At 47.8% G+C, this 17,003-nt stretch carries 15 protein-coding genes; 1 reads left to right on the top strand and 14 read right to left on the bottom strand.

Annotation, left to right across the window (positions count from 1 at the left end; translation table 11 throughout):
• Positions 1-15: 15 nt before the first annotated feature.
• Genes NSB25_RS13585 through NSB25_RS13600 form a run of 4 tightly spaced genes read right to left on the bottom strand, consistent with a single transcriptional unit; the run spans position 16 to position 4,208 of the window.
• The gene (locus NSB25_RS13585; protein ID WP_172455132.1) at positions 16-1,620 is read right to left on the bottom strand and encodes a hypothetical protein; all 1,605 of its coding nucleotides are present in this window, start codon (positions 1,618-1,620) and stop codon (positions 16-18) included.
• A 26-nt stretch (positions 1,621-1,646) separates the two neighbouring features.
• Positions 1,647-2,585, bottom strand: coding sequence for a glycosyltransferase family 2 protein (locus tag NSB25_RS13590; protein WP_306817609.1), 939 nt, complete (start codon positions 2,583-2,585; stop codon positions 1,647-1,649).
• A 57-nt stretch (positions 2,586-2,642) separates the two neighbouring features.
• A complete protein-coding gene (locus NSB25_RS13595) occupies positions 2,643-3,188 on the bottom strand; it encodes a GNAT family N-acetyltransferase (RefSeq protein ID WP_146040057.1) in 546 nt (181 codons plus the stop codon).
• Positions 3,189-3,242: 54 nt separating this feature from the next.
• A complete protein-coding gene (locus NSB25_RS13600; protein ID WP_103240189.1) occupies positions 3,243-4,208 on the bottom strand; it encodes a glycosyltransferase family 2 protein in 966 nt (321 codons plus the stop codon).
• A gap of 240 nt (positions 4,209-4,448) precedes the next feature.
• Between NSB25_RS13600 and NSB25_RS13605 the strand changes: the two genes are divergently transcribed.
• Entirely contained in the window at positions 4,449-6,149 is a 1,701-nt protein-coding gene (locus NSB25_RS13605) for a hypothetical protein (RefSeq protein ID WP_146040058.1), read from the top strand.
• On the opposite strand, the gene NSB25_RS13610 is transcribed toward NSB25_RS13605, so the two are convergent.
• From NSB25_RS13610 to NSB25_RS13655, 10 genes are all read right to left on the bottom strand, one after another.
• Positions 6,061-7,407 carry a hypothetical protein gene (locus NSB25_RS13610; RefSeq protein WP_146040059.1) on the bottom strand — a complete coding sequence of 449 codons (1,347 nt, stop codon included), beginning with the start codon at positions 7,405-7,407 and terminating at the stop codon, positions 6,061-6,063. The genes NSB25_RS13605 and NSB25_RS13610 overlap by 89 nt on opposite strands.
• 74 nt (positions 7,408-7,481) lie before the next feature.
• Positions 7,482-8,675, bottom strand: a complete 1,194-nt coding sequence (gene pseC, locus NSB25_RS13615) for a UDP-4-amino-4,6-dideoxy-N-acetyl-beta-L-altrosamine transaminase (protein ID WP_103240194.1) — start codon at positions 8,673-8,675, stop codon at positions 7,482-7,484.
• A 44-nt stretch (positions 8,676-8,719) separates the two neighbouring features.
• The gene (locus NSB25_RS13620) at positions 8,720-10,057 is read right to left on the bottom strand and encodes a sugar phosphate nucleotidyltransferase (RefSeq protein WP_103240195.1); all 1,338 of its coding nucleotides are present in this window, start codon (positions 10,055-10,057) and stop codon (positions 8,720-8,722) included.
• 13 nt (positions 10,058-10,070) lie between these two features.
• Positions 10,071-11,168, bottom strand: coding sequence for a UDP-galactopyranose mutase (gene glf / locus NSB25_RS13625; protein WP_103240196.1), 1,098 nt, complete (start codon positions 11,166-11,168; stop codon positions 10,071-10,073).
• A 1-nt stretch (position 11,169) separates the two neighbouring features.
• Positions 11,170-12,255 carry a GDP-mannose 4,6-dehydratase gene (gmd, locus tag NSB25_RS13630; RefSeq protein WP_103240197.1) on the bottom strand — a complete coding sequence of 362 codons (1,086 nt, stop codon included), beginning with the start codon at positions 12,253-12,255 and terminating at the stop codon, positions 11,170-11,172.
• A gap of 295 nt (positions 12,256-12,550) precedes the next feature.
• Entirely contained in the window at positions 12,551-13,552 is a 1,002-nt protein-coding gene (locus NSB25_RS13635) for a M56 family metallopeptidase (protein ID WP_103240198.1), read from the bottom strand.
• 14 nt (positions 13,553-13,566) lie between these two features.
• Positions 13,567-13,938 (bottom strand): BlaI/MecI/CopY family transcriptional regulator, encoded by a 372-nt coding sequence (locus NSB25_RS13640; protein WP_146040060.1) that lies wholly within the window; start codon positions 13,936-13,938, stop codon positions 13,567-13,569.
• A gap of 11 nt (positions 13,939-13,949) precedes the next feature.
• On the bottom strand, positions 13,950-14,468 hold the full coding sequence (locus NSB25_RS13645) for a hypothetical protein (RefSeq protein ID WP_103240308.1): 519 nt from the start codon (positions 14,466-14,468) through the stop codon (positions 13,950-13,952).
• A gap of 95 nt (positions 14,469-14,563) precedes the next feature.
• On the bottom strand, positions 14,564-15,163 hold the full coding sequence (locus NSB25_RS13650; protein WP_103240309.1) for a recombinase family protein: 600 nt from the start codon (positions 15,161-15,163) through the stop codon (positions 14,564-14,566).
• 109 nt (positions 15,164-15,272) lie between these two features.
• Positions 15,273-16,973, bottom strand: coding sequence for a hypothetical protein (locus NSB25_RS13655; RefSeq protein ID WP_103240200.1), 1,701 nt, complete (start codon positions 16,971-16,973; stop codon positions 15,273-15,275).
• Between the last annotated feature and the right edge of the window lie 30 nt (positions 16,974-17,003).

A 17,003-nucleotide genomic window follows, 5' to 3' on the forward strand; every position in this document is an offset into this window, starting at 1 on the left:
AAACGCAGTGCTCTGTCAGTACCTCTGATAGAGCACTGCATTTTCCTGCTCCACAATTTTATCATACCCCGCCTGAATGCACTTCTCTTCCACAGGCCCTCCGGGCACCACACAGAGATATCTGCTCTGAAGCGTATCAAAGTGCTCCAGCACATAGCCCGGCATACAGCAGCTGATGCCAAAGCCCTCCGGCAATGCGTACAGCAGCTGCCACTGTGTATTTACATTTATCCCTTCCACAGTATCATTAAATACCCAGATTACCACATTTTCATAATTCGGCACATTCTCTTCCTTCAATTCCAGACGTCCGGAAAGCGTATTGTCCCATACTTCCAGAGAAGCCAGTCGCTCCTCCTGCACAAACGGTACCTGATAGTCATAAGGGTCCAGCCCCATGTAAAAAAAGAAATAGGCAAAAGTAACTCCCAGTACTGCTGCCTTTTTATAGAATTTCGTCTCCATCAGAGCAATCAGGAATATTGCTGCCGCAATAAAGGTTAACAGATGCTTACTGCCCTCTGTCAGCTTATACATAAGCAACAGCGCAAACAACATGGAAAAAAAGCAGAACGCCAGATGTGCCTGGATTATGAACTGAATCTTCATTTCCTTCTCTTCGTTTTCCAGCTTCCAGGCTCCCTTCCGCAGCCTGTACCAGTCTCTGACACTCTGCACCGTCAGCACCATCATGCACACCAGATGGCAGACAAAAAATGCCCCTGAAGCCAGTCCTGTGGAAAAGCCCTGGCGCATATGATTCAGGAAATCCCGCCCCATATAAAACAGTTTTCCCAGGGTAAAACGAATTCCGCCCCACAATCCCTGCTCAAAGAAAGCAGAAGCCCAGTCCGTGAAAAAGAGCGGCGCAAAGTATTCGGCTCCCAGGTAATGCTTGATGCAGGCATACACTCCCACTACCGCTGTCAATACCGCAAATGCCCCTGCTGCTCCCTTCCACCTGCTTTTTCGGATCCAGAGAAAGGCCGGAAGCAGCAGAAACAGAGCAAGATAGGGCCGCATCAATGTCATTGTGGCCGCCAGCAGGAACAGCAGCACCAGTTTATACCCCTTCTCCCGGCGCAGATAATTAACAGCCAGCGAATAGAAAATAATCAGCATACTGAAGCAAATGACCTCCGGCATTACAGAAAGCATATAACGCACAAAGGGGGTATACAGACAAAACAAAAGCGCCAGAACGCCCAGCTGCTTCCACGCAGGCCGCACAAGCCACACAAAAAGGAAGCAGCACAGCGCCATCAGAAAAATGTTGCAGTATATGGGGGACATCAGATTCCAGCCGAAAATCAGTCCCCAGATAATCCACGGGAACACCAGCACAGGACTCCAGGCCGCAAAGGAAAGCTTCAGCGCATGGCTTTCATTAAAGCCAAAATATCCCTGGGGATACCCATAATGAATGATTCCCTCCACCTGCTTATAATAAAACAGCTCATCATTCCATTCAGAGACAGGCAGATAGACCTGGCCTATGGTAAATCCCTGTGCCGCGCAGTATACCAGACAGCAGAATACCGGAAGAGCGGCCAGAAGCAGGGCTTTTACAAGCGTAATTCCTCTATTATCCTCTTTCCACCAGACAACTATTTTTTCCATCTTTCCTCTCACTCTGCAAATTCACACTACTCCAGATTCATTTTCTCTCTGATTACATACTGAGGAGAATTGTTCAGGCTGATGTAAATCCGCCCGATGTACTCTCCGATCAGCCCCAGCATCAGCATCATCATGCCGCCGAAAAACACAATGGCAGCCATGGTAGAACTGAAGCCCATAGGCACATCCGGATTCAGAAAACGCTTTATTATCGTATAGATTCCATACAAAAAACCGGCAACCGCACTTATCGCGCCCAGCGCTGTGGCAATTCTCAGAGGCTTCACCGAAAAAGCAGTAAATCCGTTAAACCACAGAGAAAACAATTTCTTCAATGTATAACCGGATGTCCCCACACTGCGTTCCCTGTGGTTCACCGGCACATTGGCAATATTCTTCGTGGCCCGCAGTACCAGGCCGATTACATATGGATACGAATTCTCGTAGCGAATCATATCTTCCACCACAAATCTTTTCACAGCAAAGTAGCTGGAAATATACAGGTCCGCCGGTTTCCCCAGCATAGTGCGGGTCATGCGCTCATTCATCTTACTGCCCAGATTTCGGAACCCGGAATGCTGCTTGTGCTCATATCTGGCATACACGGCGTCAAAGCCTTCCTCCAGCTTTTCCAGCAGCCTGTCCACCTCATCCGCCGGTGTCTGGCCGTCATCGTCCAGGCAGACCACATAATCGCCATCCGAATAACGCAGCCCTGCCATCAATGCGGAATGCTGTCCGAAATTTCTGGCAAAGTCAATTCCCTTGACTTTCCCGTCTTCTTCACACAGTTTTCGGATGACATCCCGTGTATTATCAGGGGAACAATCATTTACCAGGAAAATATCATACTGGTACTGCTTCATGGTATTCATTTTTTCTCTGATTTCGGTCACCACCTGCTCAAGCGTCTGTTCCGACCGGTAACAGGGAATCACAAAACTGATTTTTTTCATTTTTTCCATTTCATATGCCTCTTATTTCCGTTCCAAAACCGATGCATTCATTGTCTGCGCCGCCGTCTATACACGGTCCAGACCCTGCAGCGGATTTATGGCAGCCATCCATACAATATCCCGGTATTGGCCATCTATACGCACATCATCCCGCAGGCAGGCCTCTCTGATAAACCCCGCTTTCTCATAGCTGCCGATGGCCTGCAGGTTATCAGAAAGCGCCCGAAGATAAATTCGGTGCAGTCCCTCTTCTTCAAAACAATAGCGGAGCATCAGCTTTGCGGCGGCAGTGCCCACGCCGCGTCCCCTGGCCTGCGCCTCTCCGATAAATATACCGTATTCCGCCTTATTGTGCTGCCTGTCAATATCCCGTATATACACACTGCCCAACGGCTTCCCAGTGCCGATTTCACAGATCATCATCTGTATGGCTCTGCCGGTGCATATCATATTCTGAATCCATTTTTCATGCCCTTCTCTGGTGAATCGTTCCTGATAAATGAAGTTTTTCCTCACCTCATCAGTGTTCCGCCAGGCTATGATGAAATCCGTATCCTCCTGCGTCATAAGGCGCAGGCAGATACCTGCTTTTTTATCAATGTATTGATTCATCAGACATACTCCTGTCTCCCCTTTTACCCATGAACAGTAAAAAGGGAAATACAATCATTTTTCTCCTTCCGACTTGCCGGGGCACTGTGTTTTTTCCGACTTTTCAGCTGTAATCCTGGTGAGTCTGTACTCAAAGTCACGTTTGTCCTTCGCCGTCATAACCTCCAGAATCATACCGGCAAAAAAGGATTGAATTCCCGCCAATATCATAAATCCGCACACAATCAGCGTGGGAAATCTGGGTACCAGACCTGTTCGAAAATATTCACTGAAAATAGGCATCATAAATGCAAGTGCCAACGCTACCAGCACCAGACAGATCATGCCAAAAAAGTGCAGAGGCCGGTAGTTTCTGTACAGCTGCAGCATCTTGCGTATCACTCTCATCCCGTCGCTGTAGGTATTCAGCTTTGACACACTGCCCTCCGGCCTGTCCCTGTACTCCACAACCACATTCTCTACCTGCATATTGTAATTTACCGCATGAATAGTCATTTCCGTCTCTATCTCAAATCCTTTGGAGAACACAGGAAACGTTTTCACAAATCCATAGCTGAACGCCCGATACCCTGTCATAATGTCTTTAATATCCGTATGAAACAGTCTGTTAATCCCAAAGCGCATCAGACTGTTGCCAAAATTATGAAACGGACGTTTATTCTCTGTAAAGTAAGTGGAAGAAAGCCTGTCCCCCACCACCATGTCCGCATTATGATTCAACACTTTGTCCGTCATCTCTTTGGCACAGTTCAACGGATAGGTATCGTCACCATCTATCATCAGATAACATTCCGCCTCAATCTCACGGAACATCCTGCGGATGACACTTCCCTTTCCCTGTCTGTACTCATGGCAAATACATGCTCCCGCCGCTTTCGCCAGCTCTGCTGTCCTGTCTGTAGAATTATTATCATATACGTAGATTACTGCTTCCGGCAACGCTTCCCGGACATCCCGCACTACTTTTTCGATAGTCTGTTCTTCGTTATAACAGGGAATTAATACTGCAATTTTATCCATTCGTTCACTCCATCTGAATCCATTCCCACAAATATCCTGCCATAAAAATATAAATATAATAGATTATACCACTTTCATACAGTGTCAGCCACTTTTTTATAAAAATATATTTAGAATGCAGCCATTCCTGATAAGCATTCCTTATATTTGTATATCAAATCTTTCTGGATTTTACACAAATAATATGTTATAACAGATTTAAACCACTTTGTGTAATTAAGGAAATATGGGGATTTTATTATGATAAGACAAACTGTATACACTTTTTCTCTGCGTTCCGTTAAAATTCTCCTGTTGTTTCTCACTGGTATGCTCCTCGTTTCCGGGCTGCTTTTCACCTGCTATTCCCTGGACATGGAGACGCAGCTGGTATTATTCCAATGGGATAACCTCCTCATAACGCTGCCGGGAACCGCCCTTCTCGGTGCAGTAATTTATGCTGTTATCCAGGTCTCCGGGAATACTCTTCCTGCAGTCCGCCGGCTTCTGCGTCTTGTTGTTCTGTGCTGGTGCATGATATTCGGCATTATCCTGATTCTGTTCAGTAAATCTGTTCCCACAAGTGACAGCTATTCTGTATACCAGATTGCCTGCCAACTGGCAGCAGGAGATACCTCTGTCATCCATCCCACGCAATCTTATCTATCCTATTATCCGCAGCAAACAGGACTGGTAGCTTTCCTGGAACCTCTGATTCGGATATGGAATCTGTTCCCCTTCCATATGCCGGCCTATCATTTTATCAAGCTCATTTACCTTTTGGCAGGATGTGTCATCATTTTCTTTCAGGAACAGACAGTCCATCTTCTGTGGAAGGATGCAAAAGCAGATTGCCTGTATTTGGTTCTGGCAGGTCTTAACTTTCCCCTGCTGATATATATGTCCTTTATCTATGGGGAAATTCCGTCTTTCGCGGCCATATCTGTGGGGTTCTATTTGCTTACCAGGCTTCTCACAGATGAGAACAGCCAGGCACCACAGGCCCCTGAGACCACTTTGTCCAATCGTTATTTCGCAGCATATCATCGGTTCTTGACTGCGGCAGGCAGCCTGTTTTTCTTTACACTAAGCGTGATGCTCCGGAAAAACTCTTTAATCTTCATTATCGCGGCAGTGATCGTAATGGCTCTCCGGGGATTTTCACACAGACGTCCGGCTATGATTCTGCTGGCAGCTCTCTGTATGGCCTGTTCCCTGGCCATTCTGCCCTGCATACAGAAATTCTATGAATATCGCTCCGGCAGTACCATCAGCTCCGGTGTTCCTGCCATTTCCTATTTTGCTATGGGAATGCAGGAATCCTCTCGGGCAGATGGCTGGTATAATGGTTTTAACTTTGATACCTATCAAAATGCTGGAATGAACACAGAAACGGCCACAGCCATCAGTCGAGAAGCTATCCGGAAACGTCTGGCCCATTTTCAGGAAAATCCCGGCTATGCTGTCAGATTCTATATGAATAAATATTTGTCTCAATGGGTTGACGGCACTTATGCCTGCCGTCAGGCTACAATGGCCACCTTTGGCGGCAGAAAGCCTTTCTTTGTCTCCCTCTATGAAGGGAATGGCAGTAAATATCTGATTTTCTACTGCAACCTCTACCAGAATATTCTGTATCTGGGTACCTTCTGGTTCTGCCTTGCATCCTTTCGACAGGGCAGGAAACCAACACCAGCTTGTTCTGCGGAATATTCTTACAACGCTGAACTCCCGGCTTATCTGGGGCTTATAGGCATGCTGGGCGGCTTTCTGTTCCATATGCTGTGGGAGGCCAACGCCCGCTATATCTTTCCCTATGGACTTGCCATGCTTCCCTGCTGTGCCAGGGGCCTCTCTCTTCTGAGCGACAGTCTCAGTAATAAGTTCCTCCGAGAAAGATCCCCCAGAAATAATAAATCCCGCAGGCCAGATGCCACAGATAAGCCAGCCACTGCAAAATGAGGAGAAGTCTTTCCTTCTTTCCGGAATTTCCGGTGCTTCTGCCGGCAGTTTTCTGCAGCAAAAGCAGCAATGCCCCAAAATGGCAGAAAAAGATACCATACATGTATCCCCATGAAAAATTAAAATCCACCTTGCGGAAGCCCTTTTCATAAAGCAGAAAGGCCTCCGCAAATCCCACCAGATACAGCTGCCAGGAAAAACGGAAAAGGCTGTTCTTCCTGCACTCTCTGAAATTCAGCACAAGTACCAGCAGCGGAAATCCGATTGCCAGGCATACAGCCAGCGGAATGTTGTCACAATATTGCGCCCAAACTTCTCCAAAGCAGAAGCCGATTCCTCCCTCTTCGCCGTCTTCCGGCATGAATACACCTCTGTATTGATACAGCAGCGCTGTAAAAGTGGGGATAAAACACACACCCAGCTGTATTGTGGGAACAAAGTTTTGAAATTTCGCCCGAATCAGACGATACAGCATAATCAATCCGGCAGTGCTCACCATCACCAGTGTAAAACTGGGTTTTGTCATGGTTGCAATCAACAGAAACAGGGAAAAAAGCATGTAATCCTTTAGTGCCGCCTGCTTTTTCCCTTCTCCGCCGCAGAGAATTTCTCTTCCCTTTCCTGCCCGGAGTATCACTCCATTCTCATACACTGGCAGCAGTTTCCCATACCACAAAAAGGCCAGAATCGCAAATGGTCTGGCTGCCATGTAGGTAGCATTATGAAAAGGATTGGGCGAAAAGACACCTATATTTTTGAATTTAATACCCGGCAGGTAAATGCCGTCGGGGGGATACAACATGGAGATGAAAAAAAGAGACGCAGAAAACAGGCTCACTGCAATTCCCACAGGAACAGACAGGCCTGTATCCTCCCCGCCCTTGTCTGTCCCTGTGCTTCCAGAGGCCATTTTTCTTCCGTCTCCACATAACAGACGGTTAAAAGCCAGCTTCGTAATCACCAGGCTCAGACTGTTCAGCAACATGGCGGAGATGGCCACAGCCATCTCCGGCGATGCAGCAAAATGAATCAATGCAGCCAATTTGAAAAATACAGGATAGGGAAAGCTGTAACCGCTGTCCAGCCCCTGCATTTCCAGAATGTACGCTTTCATATCCGAATGATAATGCTCCAGATCTCCATACACCTGCCTGCCGAACAGGGTCAGTGTCAATGCTGAGAACAACACCAGCACCACGGTGAATACCGCCCAGTCAATGAATCTGTTCTTTTTCCGCATTGTCTCTGTACAATTCATACAGTCTTCCTTTCGCTGCTTTCTTCTCCGATTCAGCTTTCCCCCACGCCGGCATAGCACATTGAAAATCCACCTTACCTTCGGTAAAATTGAACAACTTTCTTCACCGCCATGATAACGTCTTCCACATCTTCGTCCGTCAGTCCGTAATAAAGAGGAATGCTCATGGCTTCCTCATAATATTTCTCCGCAGTGGGGCACAATCCCTTCTCATACCCCAGCTTCTCATAATAAGAATGCCAGTAAACCGGCAGATAATGTACCTGAGGACAGGTATTCTCCGCATACAGCGCATCGAAAAATTCTCTTCTGCTGCAGTTCAGCCTCTCAGGATTCAGCCGCAGAATATAGAGGTGCCTGGTGGTATCGGACTCGGGAAGTTCTCTCTGCACCACAATCTCCGGCATCTGAGAAAAAGCCTCATCATACTTTTTTACAATCGCTTTCCGCCGGGCGGAAAATTTAGGCAGCTTATTCAGCTGGCTCAGAAGCAGCGCTGCCTGAAAGTCTGTCATGCGGTAATTATATCCCAGCTCCACCTGTTCGTTATACCATTTTGCATCATCAGGGTGAACCATTTCCTCCTGATTACGCGTTATTCCATGAGTGCGGACTCTCATCAGCCTCCGGTACAGCACTTCGTCGTTGGTGGTAATTGCGCCCCCTTCTCCGCCGGTAACCGTCTTCACCGGATGAAAGCTGAAACAGGTCATGTCAGCAATGCTTCCGATGGGTTGTCCTCTGTATTTCGTGCCGATGGCATGGGCCGCATCCTCAATGAAAGTCAGATTGTGCTTTCTGCAAATCTCATGCAGTGCATCGTGCTCCACAGCCTGTCCGGTGAAATCTACAGCCACTATACCTTTCGTCCGGGGCGTAATCAGCTTTCTCACCGCTTCCGGGTCAATATTATAAGTATCCGGTCTGATATCGGCAAATACCGGTCTTGCGCCGCAATAAAGCACACAATTGGCAGATGCTGCAAAAGTGATGGCACTGACAATCACTTCATCTCCCGGTCCAAATCCGGCCGCCAGCGCCGCCAGGTGAAGCGCAGCTGTCCCGTTGGCCACAACAACGGCATATTTCGCCCCTGTGACTTCGCAAAGCTTCTTTTCCAGCTCCTCCACCCTGGGCCCGCAGGTAATCAGGTCATTCTTCAGAGTCTCCACCACAGCGTCTATGTCATCCTGTTCAATACACTGTCTTCCGTAAAATATCGGTTTCTCCCGTACCGGGCAGCCGCCGAAAATCGCCAGTTTTTCCATTGCTTCATCCTCCTGCCTTCTCTGACTCTATCCCTACAGACCTGTTATTCCCGCTCTGCGTCAGCCTCGGGCGGCATTTCATATTTTCGTTTATCTTCCACCCGGATATCGCGTCCCAGCTGTACTTCTGTCACTTTCAGCTCGCTGTCCGCAACTATGGTATGCCTGCAGCCCGCAGGCATGGATATCACATCCCCGGGGCCTACCTTTCTCTTCTCGCCGTCAATCACGGCATACCCGCTGCCGCTCATGACAGTCCACACTTCATCCCTGTTTTCATGACTATGATAATACAGCCCATGTCCGGGCAGCAGTACAATCTTGATGGTCAGGCTGTCCTCCTGCACATCCAGAACCGTGAAGCTGCCCCATGACTTTTCCGCATACATCACCTGCTGCTCCAGCTTCTCCACATAAGGCTTGATATAACTGCTCTGTTCCTTATCTGAAATCAAAATGCCGTCACTGCTGGCGGCAATCACCATATCCTTGCATCCCATGCAGAGGATCGGAATATTAAGCTCGTTGATCACATGGGTATTTTCACAGGTATCGTTCAGCGTCACCCGCCCCAGAGTATGCCCGCTCATAGCCTCGGAAAACGTATTCCAGGTTCCCAGATCCTTCCATTCCCCCGGATAGCGAAGCACCTGAATCGCATGTTCCCGTTCAGCCACCGCATAGTCGAAGCTGATCTTCTCCTGCTCTTCATACTGTTCATACAGTTGATCATAGCCCGCAAATCCCATTCTCTCGCGGGCCCTATCCAGCAGATACCCCAGCTTAAAGGCAAACACACCGCCATTCCACAACGCGCCCTGCTCTATATACTTCTGTGCGGTATCCGCGTCCGGCTTTTCCTGAAAAGCTCTCACATGACTTACCCGTTCCGGAGACTCCGGGATAATGTAGCCGTATTTTTCGCTGGGATAAGTGGGCTCCATTCCCATCAGAACCAGGTTGGCATCCCCTTTCTCCGCCAGCTTCTCCAGCTCTTTGAAGGCTTCAAAGTAAGAATCCTGCACATAAGGATCCACAGGACACACTACCACAATCTCATCCTCGCTGACCCTCTCCACATCCCGAAGGTAGCAGGCAGCCAGGCAGATGGCGGGAAAGGTATCTCTGCGGCAGGGTTCCACACAAATCCTGACTCTGTCTCCCAGCTGATTTTTAATCATGCTGGCCTGTTTCCTGCTGGAAGCCACTGTAATCCTTGCCTCCCTGTCAACCGCTGTAATCTGACGGTAAACTCTGGTCAGCATGGATTCTGTCTCACCGCCTTCGCTGGTGAGCATTCTGACAAACTGTTTGGAGCGTATATCATTGGACAGAGGCCACAGGCGTTTCCCGCTTCCCCCCGATAACAAAATGATGTTCATCCGTTTATCCCTCTTACAGCTCTTTCCCGCACAATTCCAGAGCAGCGGCAATTACCTTATCCATATCATAATATTTATAGCTGCCCAGCCTGCCGCCGAAAATGACCCGCTCTTCCCGGTCCGCCATGGCGCGGTACTGTGCGTACAGGCTGTCGTTTTTGTCATTGTTCACCGGATAATAGGGCTCGTCTCCCTTTTTCCACTCACTGGAATATTCCCGGGAAATAATTGTGGTCGGCTGTGTACCGAAAGCAAAATGCTTATGCTCAATAATCCTGGTATACGGCACTTCGCGCTCTGTATAATTCACCACCGCATTGCCCTGGTAATTCTCCGTCTCAAGCTCCTCCGTCTCGAAACGAACCGAGCGATACTCCAGCACTCCCAGAGAGTAATCATAATATTGGTCAATCATCCCGGTATAAATAATTTTATCTGCCAGACCGTTCAATTCTTCCCGATGCTCCAGATAATCTGTGTTCAACCGCACTTCCGTTCCTTCCAGCAGCTTCTCCACCAGCCTGGTATATCCCTCCACCGGAATCCCCTGATATCTGTCGTTGAAATAATTATTATCGTAGGTAAAACGCAGAGGCAGCCGCCTGATGATAAAGGAGGGCAGCTCCTTACAGTCACGGCCCCACTGCTTCTCTGTGTAACCCTTGATCAGCTTCTCATATACATCTCTCCCCACCAGAGACAACGCCTGCTCCTCCAGATTCTTCGGCTCGGTAATGTGCAGGTCGGCAATCTGCGCCGCAATGATATCCCGGGCTTCCCGTGGCGTGACAATTCCCCACATTTTGCTGAAAGTATTCATATTAAAAGGAAGGTTATAGAGCTCATCTCTGTAACGGGCTATGGGAGAATTGATATAATGATTGAATTCCGCGAATTCATTGACATACTCCCACACTTTCTTATCTGATGTATGAAAAATATGCGCTCCGTATCTGTGCACCTGAATCCCGTGAATTTCCTCGCAGTAAATGTTGCCTGCAATATGATTTCTCTTCTCCACCACAAGGCATTTTCTGCCCTTTCCTGCCGCTTCCCGGGCAAATACCGCTCCAAACAGGCCGGCACCCACGATTAAATAGTCATATTTCATATTACGCTTCCTCCAATGCCCGCTTTATCTTCGCTTCCCTTCTGGCCAGCGCACGATCATGCTCCGCCATAATCCGCACCAGCTCCTCATAGCTGGTTTTCTGCGGATTCCAGCCCAGTACGGTCCTGGCCTTGGACGGATCTCCCAGGAGATTGTCCACATCCGTAGGCCGGAACCAGGCCACATTCACCCGAATTACAACTCTGCCTGTAGCCAGATCATAGCCTTTTTCTTCAATTCCTTTTCCCTCCCAGCGAATCTGAATACCATTTGCCCGAAAAGCCCTCTCCGCAAAGTCTCTGACTGTATGCTGTACTCCCGTGGCGATGACAAAATCCTCCGGGATATCATGCTGCAGCATCAGCCACATACATTCCACATAGTCTCTGGCATATCCCCAATCCCGCAGCGAATCCAGATTCCCCAGCTCCAGGCAGTCCTGCAGCCCCTCGGCAATCCGCCCCGCAGCCAGCGTAATCTTGCGGGTGACAAAATTTTCCCCCCGCCGCTCGGATTCATGATTGAACAGAATACCATTCACGGCAAACATATCATATGCCTCGCGATATTCTCTGACAATCCAGAAACCATACTGTTTTGCCACTGCATATGGGCTGTAAGGATGAAAGGGAGTGGTCTCTCTCTGAGGCACTTCCTCCACCTTTCCATAAAGCTCCGAAGTAGATGCCTGATAAATCCTGGTCTTCCCGGCCAGTCCCAGAACCCGGACCGCCTCCAGAATTCTCAGCACGCCGATGGCATCCACATCTCCCGTATATTCCGGCACCTCAAACGAAACTCTGACATGAGACTGGGCCGCCAGATTATAAATTTCATCCGGCCGTACCATACTGATGATATTAATCAGCGATGAAGAATCTGACAGGTCACCATCATGCAGTGTGACAGCATTCTCCGCCAGCAAATGTTCAATGCGAGCCGTATTGGATATGGAAGCTCTCCGCACAATCCCATGTACTTCATACCCCTTCTCCAGCAGAAGTTCAGCCAGATAAGAACCATCCTGTCCTGTAATTCCTGTTATCAACGCTCTTTTCTTGCCGGCTCCTGTCTTAACTTCACTCATACCAATCTCCTTTATCTTCAATTATCTTCAATGCCTGTTAATTGTATTTCTGTTACTGTTCACACCGGAATCGATAATCATACATATATGGTATCCATTCTTAATGGTTTATTATAGCAGGTTTTCCCAATAATTCCAATCAGAAAATACTTCTAAAATGAAATTGGCAGCCCCGGTATCCCGGAAGCCGCCAATTTCATTTCCCCTTTTATGAATACAATTATAATGCCGACATCATCACATGTAAAGAAAAAGCCATCGACAAATATCGACAAAATCCCCTGCATTCCTCTGTTCACAGGAAGAATGCAGGATATAAAAGTGCTGTCAGAGAATCAGCCGCCAGAAACAGTACAAAGAAGCTGACAGCCACACATTTTTTCAGCCGGCTTATTTCCTTTCTCTGCATAATCAGTTTCACTCTCCGGCTGGCATGTCTGTAATCCTTTCCAAGTTCACTGCCGATCATCAGATTCCGTCTTCGTCTTCCCAGACTGTCTGTAATCAGTTTTGCATATGTCGTGCACTCTTCCTTTGTGCACCCTCGGACCACCCATTCGTCACAGGATGTCTCTTTCACAAATGCAAAATTTCTTCTCAGAATATAAATCAAAGGGTTAAACCAATGCAGACAGGAAAGCAATTCCAAAAACAGCATGAAGAGTGCATCTCTTCTGACGGTGTGCAGCATCTCATGCCGCAGAATGAAATTCTGTTCCCGCACCGTATCTGTCTCCTGCAGAATAATAGCCGGAGCCTTCACACCCATGGCAAGCGAAATTTTCTCACCTGGGATTCTGAGCAGTTTTACCCGGCCTTTATAGCCCAGTTCTTCCTTTGATTCCTTCACCAGCTTTTCCAGGCCGTCATCATTACATTCCCCGGTGAGAGCCATAATAAGCTTTCTCTCATAAAAATACCGTACCATTTTTGCTGCTGATAATACAATTACACCGGATCCCCACACTATTCCTGCCAGCAAAATCCATTTTCTGTTCCCGGCTCCGAGAATCCGGCATCCTTCGTTCGCTCCCGGCAGTTCTGCCAGACAGGCCGCCACACGGCTGATTCCTTTTACCCCTGTATGGTTCACCGTTTCCCCACCCGAAAATACAGTGAACAACATTTCATACGGCCGTTTCAGCCAGACCCATGGCACCAGATAATCCAAAAGCACTAACAGCAGCGCTCTGTATTTCATGGCTTCTGTCAGGCAGTTATCAAACATCTTCTGCCAGATCAGGTAACTGGAAAACAGCATACCTCCGGCAAACGTTATCAGCAGCAGATAAATCATTTGTCTTTGCCTTTCTACTGCTCACGCAGCTGTTCAATCAAGTCATTCAGTTTATCCACCTCTTCATCCTTCAGACATATATGACCTGTCAAAGCAGCAAAAAAGTTTCCGATTTTCCCTCCGTAAAAATCATCCAGAATATCCTGCGTCTCCTTCTGCCGCAGTTCCTCTCTGGTCAGAGACGCCTGCACAAATGCATGAGTGCGACTGACAATTCCTTTTTCATCCAGCCGGGCCAGCAGCGTATTCAGTGTCTGACGCTTCCAGTCCCTTCCTCTGGCCCGCATCTGCTCCAGCAGCACGCCTGTCTGAACAGGTCCGCCTGCTTCCCAAAGGACTTCCATAATTTCTTTTTCCGTTTTAGCCATACTATAACATTCCCTCACAATCCACCTCCTCAAGCCTTTTCTTCTGCCAAAATCTCTCTCAGAAATCTGCAGAAATCCTCTTCCGCCTCTTCCAGCTTTCTGTCATTCGCATACACATAATCATAGTGAAAGCTGCCCACATTGTCATCCGAAGCATTCCCCCAGCTGACCTGCGCATTCTGCTGTCTGGTGACCAGCAGCGTAACACAGGGTGTCTTGATCCGGTTTCTCAGCTTCTCAATCTCCTCTCCTTCCCGAATGTGGGCAAACATCAGCTCTTCGCCACTTTGCATAAAGTCCTCATATTCCCTGCAAAGATATTGAAAAGGCAGGTCGTTATAGTTCACAAACAATTCCTTTAAATCCGCCAGAAATTTTCGGGATTTGGGATCTTTTTCTCCGTTCCACCCTCCATATTTTCCGGCAATCTCCTTGATGGGAGTAACCGACGACACATTTCGCACCCTGAAATGTCTGCCCGCGAGCAGACACAGGGTATCTTTCCCCACACCGCCGTTTCCATTGATAATAATAACCGTTTTCTTCATCTGACCTGTCTCCGTTCCTGAAGTTTCCTTCTCCATTTTCTATTGGCTTTCTTATATTAACATGTGGAATGCAAAAAGGGAATAGTCGAACTTTTTTACCTCCCTTCGCAAATCCATTTTTTAAATGTATGAAAATCCACCCCCAACATTCTGGCGGCTGCAGTTGCTGAGCAGCGCCCTTCCCGCCACATCGCTTTCACATTTTCAAATTCCACCGGGATTTCCTTGGCCCGCCTTCCGAATTTCACTCCCCGCAGCTTCGCCGCTGCAATCCCTTCCGCCTGTCTCTGCCTTGTGGTAATCCGTTCATTTTCCGCCAGATAGGAGAGAACAATCAACATAATCTGTCCAATTGCCCGGGCCATAAGCTGATCATCCAGTCCACAGTTCAGCATCGGCATATCCAGCACAATGATTCCCGCCTGTTTTTCCACTGTAATATGTCTCCATTGATCAAGCAAATCATCAAAATTCCGTCCCAGACGGTCGATGCTTTTAATGACCAACGTGTCATTTTCCTGCAATGTTTCTACCACTTTCTTATAGCCCGGCCGTTCAAAATCCTTTCCAGACTGTCTGTCTGCAAAAATATTTTCCTCCGGCACACCATACTTTTTTATGGCAATATATTGCCTGTCCTGATGCTGCTGCGCCGTTGACACTCTCACATAGCCGTACACCTTCCCTTTGGTCATCTTTTGTTTTCCTCCTGTCAGACGAATATTTTTTAACATATTCATTTTAAGGAAAACAACTATATAAAAATACCTCCGCAGGCGCACTTGCACACGCGCAGAGGTATTCTCACACACTGAATTTTTCCATCTGACACATTTCCATGACAGCTTCTTTCTCTGTTTTTCGACTTTCCCCAGCAGTCTCCGGCTCTCTGTCCTTTTCCCCTGCCAGGCAGAATAATATCCCCATTAAAGATACCGTTATCTGTCCCGTCACAACAGCCATTTCAAACATACCGTAACCCAGAATTGCCAGCAAAAAAGTTACACACAACATCCCTTCCAGCCGGCGTTTCCTGAATGACCAGATAAGGCTGTAACAATAAATTCCCACAAACAATAAGCCTGCCGGTATCCCATGGTTATACCCGATTTCCAGGAACATATTGTGAGCATGTTCTATCAGAAGTCCCTCGAATATATAAAATCCGGCCCTTTGGGCATGTCCTCTCCAATTCAAATGCTGAATGCAGTAAACATGAATCACCTTCCGCACATCTACAGAATTTCCTCTCTCCGTATCCGGCAGATTGAAAGGATTTTCTTCCGTATCTCCCGGCTCTCCCTGTTCACCCGATTCTTCCAGTTCCCCCGACTCCTGAGCATATACTCTCATTACCCATGCACTGCCCGGTATCTCGGAAGTCCATTTCCTGATATCAATACCGATTACCTGGAGAATGCGTCCTATATTAATGTCAACTGCCGTCTCAAAAGAAATGTATTTTGGGCTGTCCCAGGGGTCATTATACATTACATTATTTCCGTTGTATTCCCCTTCAAACCAGACAGGGTGATGCAGAACTGTGGGAAGATACCGAATGCATCCATAAACCACAGGAAAAGTGACAACCACGCAGGCCAGCCCCAAAACACCGTGCAGCAGCAATCTGTAAAAAGACTTCCGCCAGACAATATCATACCATATCAGTACCACCACCGTGGCCAAAGCTATCCCCACTAAAGGCGAACGGCCGCCTGTAAATAAAGTAAAGCTGACACATCCCGCCGCCAGGAAAAAATGGATCCATGACCAGACCCGGTGTCTGCCGCTTTCCTTCAGCCACAGCCACTTTACAAGGAATGCACAATAGGCAATCATATAAAACAGCCCGTTTTGAGTCTCTCCGGAATACAAGCCGCGATAGCGGACGTAATCGTAAGGTCTGAAGCCAAACGCAATGATTTGCTGCACAAAAAACCAGCAGATAATTCCGTTTAACATCCCCTGAAAAAAGTCCTCCCGTGCCGCTTTCGGAATCCCTATCAGATAAAATCCTCCTGCTAAAACCAGCAGCATCAAAGGCATATATCCTTCGTGCGCTGAAAAAAGCATGAAAAGGAACAGAGCCTCCATACACCAGAAAAAGGGGTTCACCACTTTTCTGCGCAGTATCTGCGCCTCCTTCTCACTGGAAACGCAAAGATGCAGAATATAAAGAAGCAGGTATCCCCACACCGCAATCACAAGCACTGCGCTCACCCACTGGTCCCTGTACAGATAATGCTCCCAGCCCCATGTACATGCGGCACTTCCTCCAATCGCAGCTATGATTGTCCAGATTCCATATATTACATGCCGAAACCGCTTTAACTGCAGAGAAGGCATTAACATTGCCGCAATCACCAGACCTGTCAGATTTGCTGCAGTCATCTGCACGTTTCCAGGCGCGCTTCCTCTCCTCTGATCAATGATACCCAGGGCAAAAAAGCACAGCATATACCATATTCTACACCAGTTTACCCGCAGTCGGCCTTCGCGTTTCATGCTTTCTCTTCCTTTCCTGAAACAGAACTG

This window comes from Acetatifactor muris (assembly GCF_024623325.1).
In the GTDB taxonomy this organism is placed as follows: Bacteria; Bacillota; Clostridia; order Lachnospirales; family Lachnospiraceae; genus Acetatifactor; species Acetatifactor muris.

Coding starts and splice junctions, on each gene's coding strand:
- NSB25_RS13585 (WP_172455132.1), bottom strand. CDS start 1,620: ATGGAAAAAATAGTTGTCTGGTGGAAAGAGGATAATAGAGGAATTACG.
- NSB25_RS13590 (WP_306817609.1), bottom strand. CDS start 2,585: ATGGAAAAAATGAAAAAAATCAGTTTTGTGATTCCCTGTTACCGGTCG.
- NSB25_RS13595 (WP_146040057.1), bottom strand. CDS start 3,188: ATGAATCAATACATTGATAAAAAAGCAGGTATCTGCCTGCGCCTTATG.
- NSB25_RS13600 (WP_103240189.1), bottom strand. CDS start 4,208: ATGGATAAAATTGCAGTATTAATTCCCTGTTATAACGAAGAACAGACT.
- NSB25_RS13605 (WP_146040058.1), top strand. CDS start 4,449: ATGATAAGACAAACTGTATACACTTTTTCTCTGCGTTCCGTTAAAATT.
- NSB25_RS13610 (WP_146040059.1), bottom strand. CDS start 7,407: ATGAATTGTACAGAGACAATGCGGAAAAAGAACAGATTCATTGACTGG.
- pseC (WP_103240194.1), bottom strand. CDS start 8,675: ATGGAAAAACTGGCGATTTTCGGCGGCTGCCCGGTACGGGAGAAACCG.
- NSB25_RS13620 (WP_103240195.1), bottom strand. CDS start 10,057: ATGAACATCATTTTGTTATCGGGGGGAAGCGGGAAACGCCTGTGGCCT.
- glf (WP_103240196.1), bottom strand. CDS start 11,168: ATGAAATATGACTATTTAATCGTGGGTGCCGGCCTGTTTGGAGCGGTA.
- gmd (WP_103240197.1), bottom strand. CDS start 12,255: ATGAGTGAAGTTAAGACAGGAGCCGGCAAGAAAAGAGCGTTGATAACA.
- NSB25_RS13635 (WP_103240198.1), bottom strand. CDS start 13,552: ATGATTTATCTGCTGCTGATAACGTTTGCCGGAGGTATGCTGTTTTCC.
- NSB25_RS13645 (WP_103240308.1), bottom strand. CDS start 14,468: ATGAAGAAAACGGTTATTATTATCAATGGAAACGGCGGTGTGGGGAAA.
- NSB25_RS13650 (WP_103240309.1), bottom strand. CDS start 15,163: ATGACCAAAGGGAAGGTGTACGGCTATGTGAGAGTGTCAACGGCGCAG.
- NSB25_RS13655 (WP_103240200.1), bottom strand. CDS start 16,973: ATGAAACGCGAAGGCCGACTGCGGGTAAACTGGTGTAGAATATGGTAT.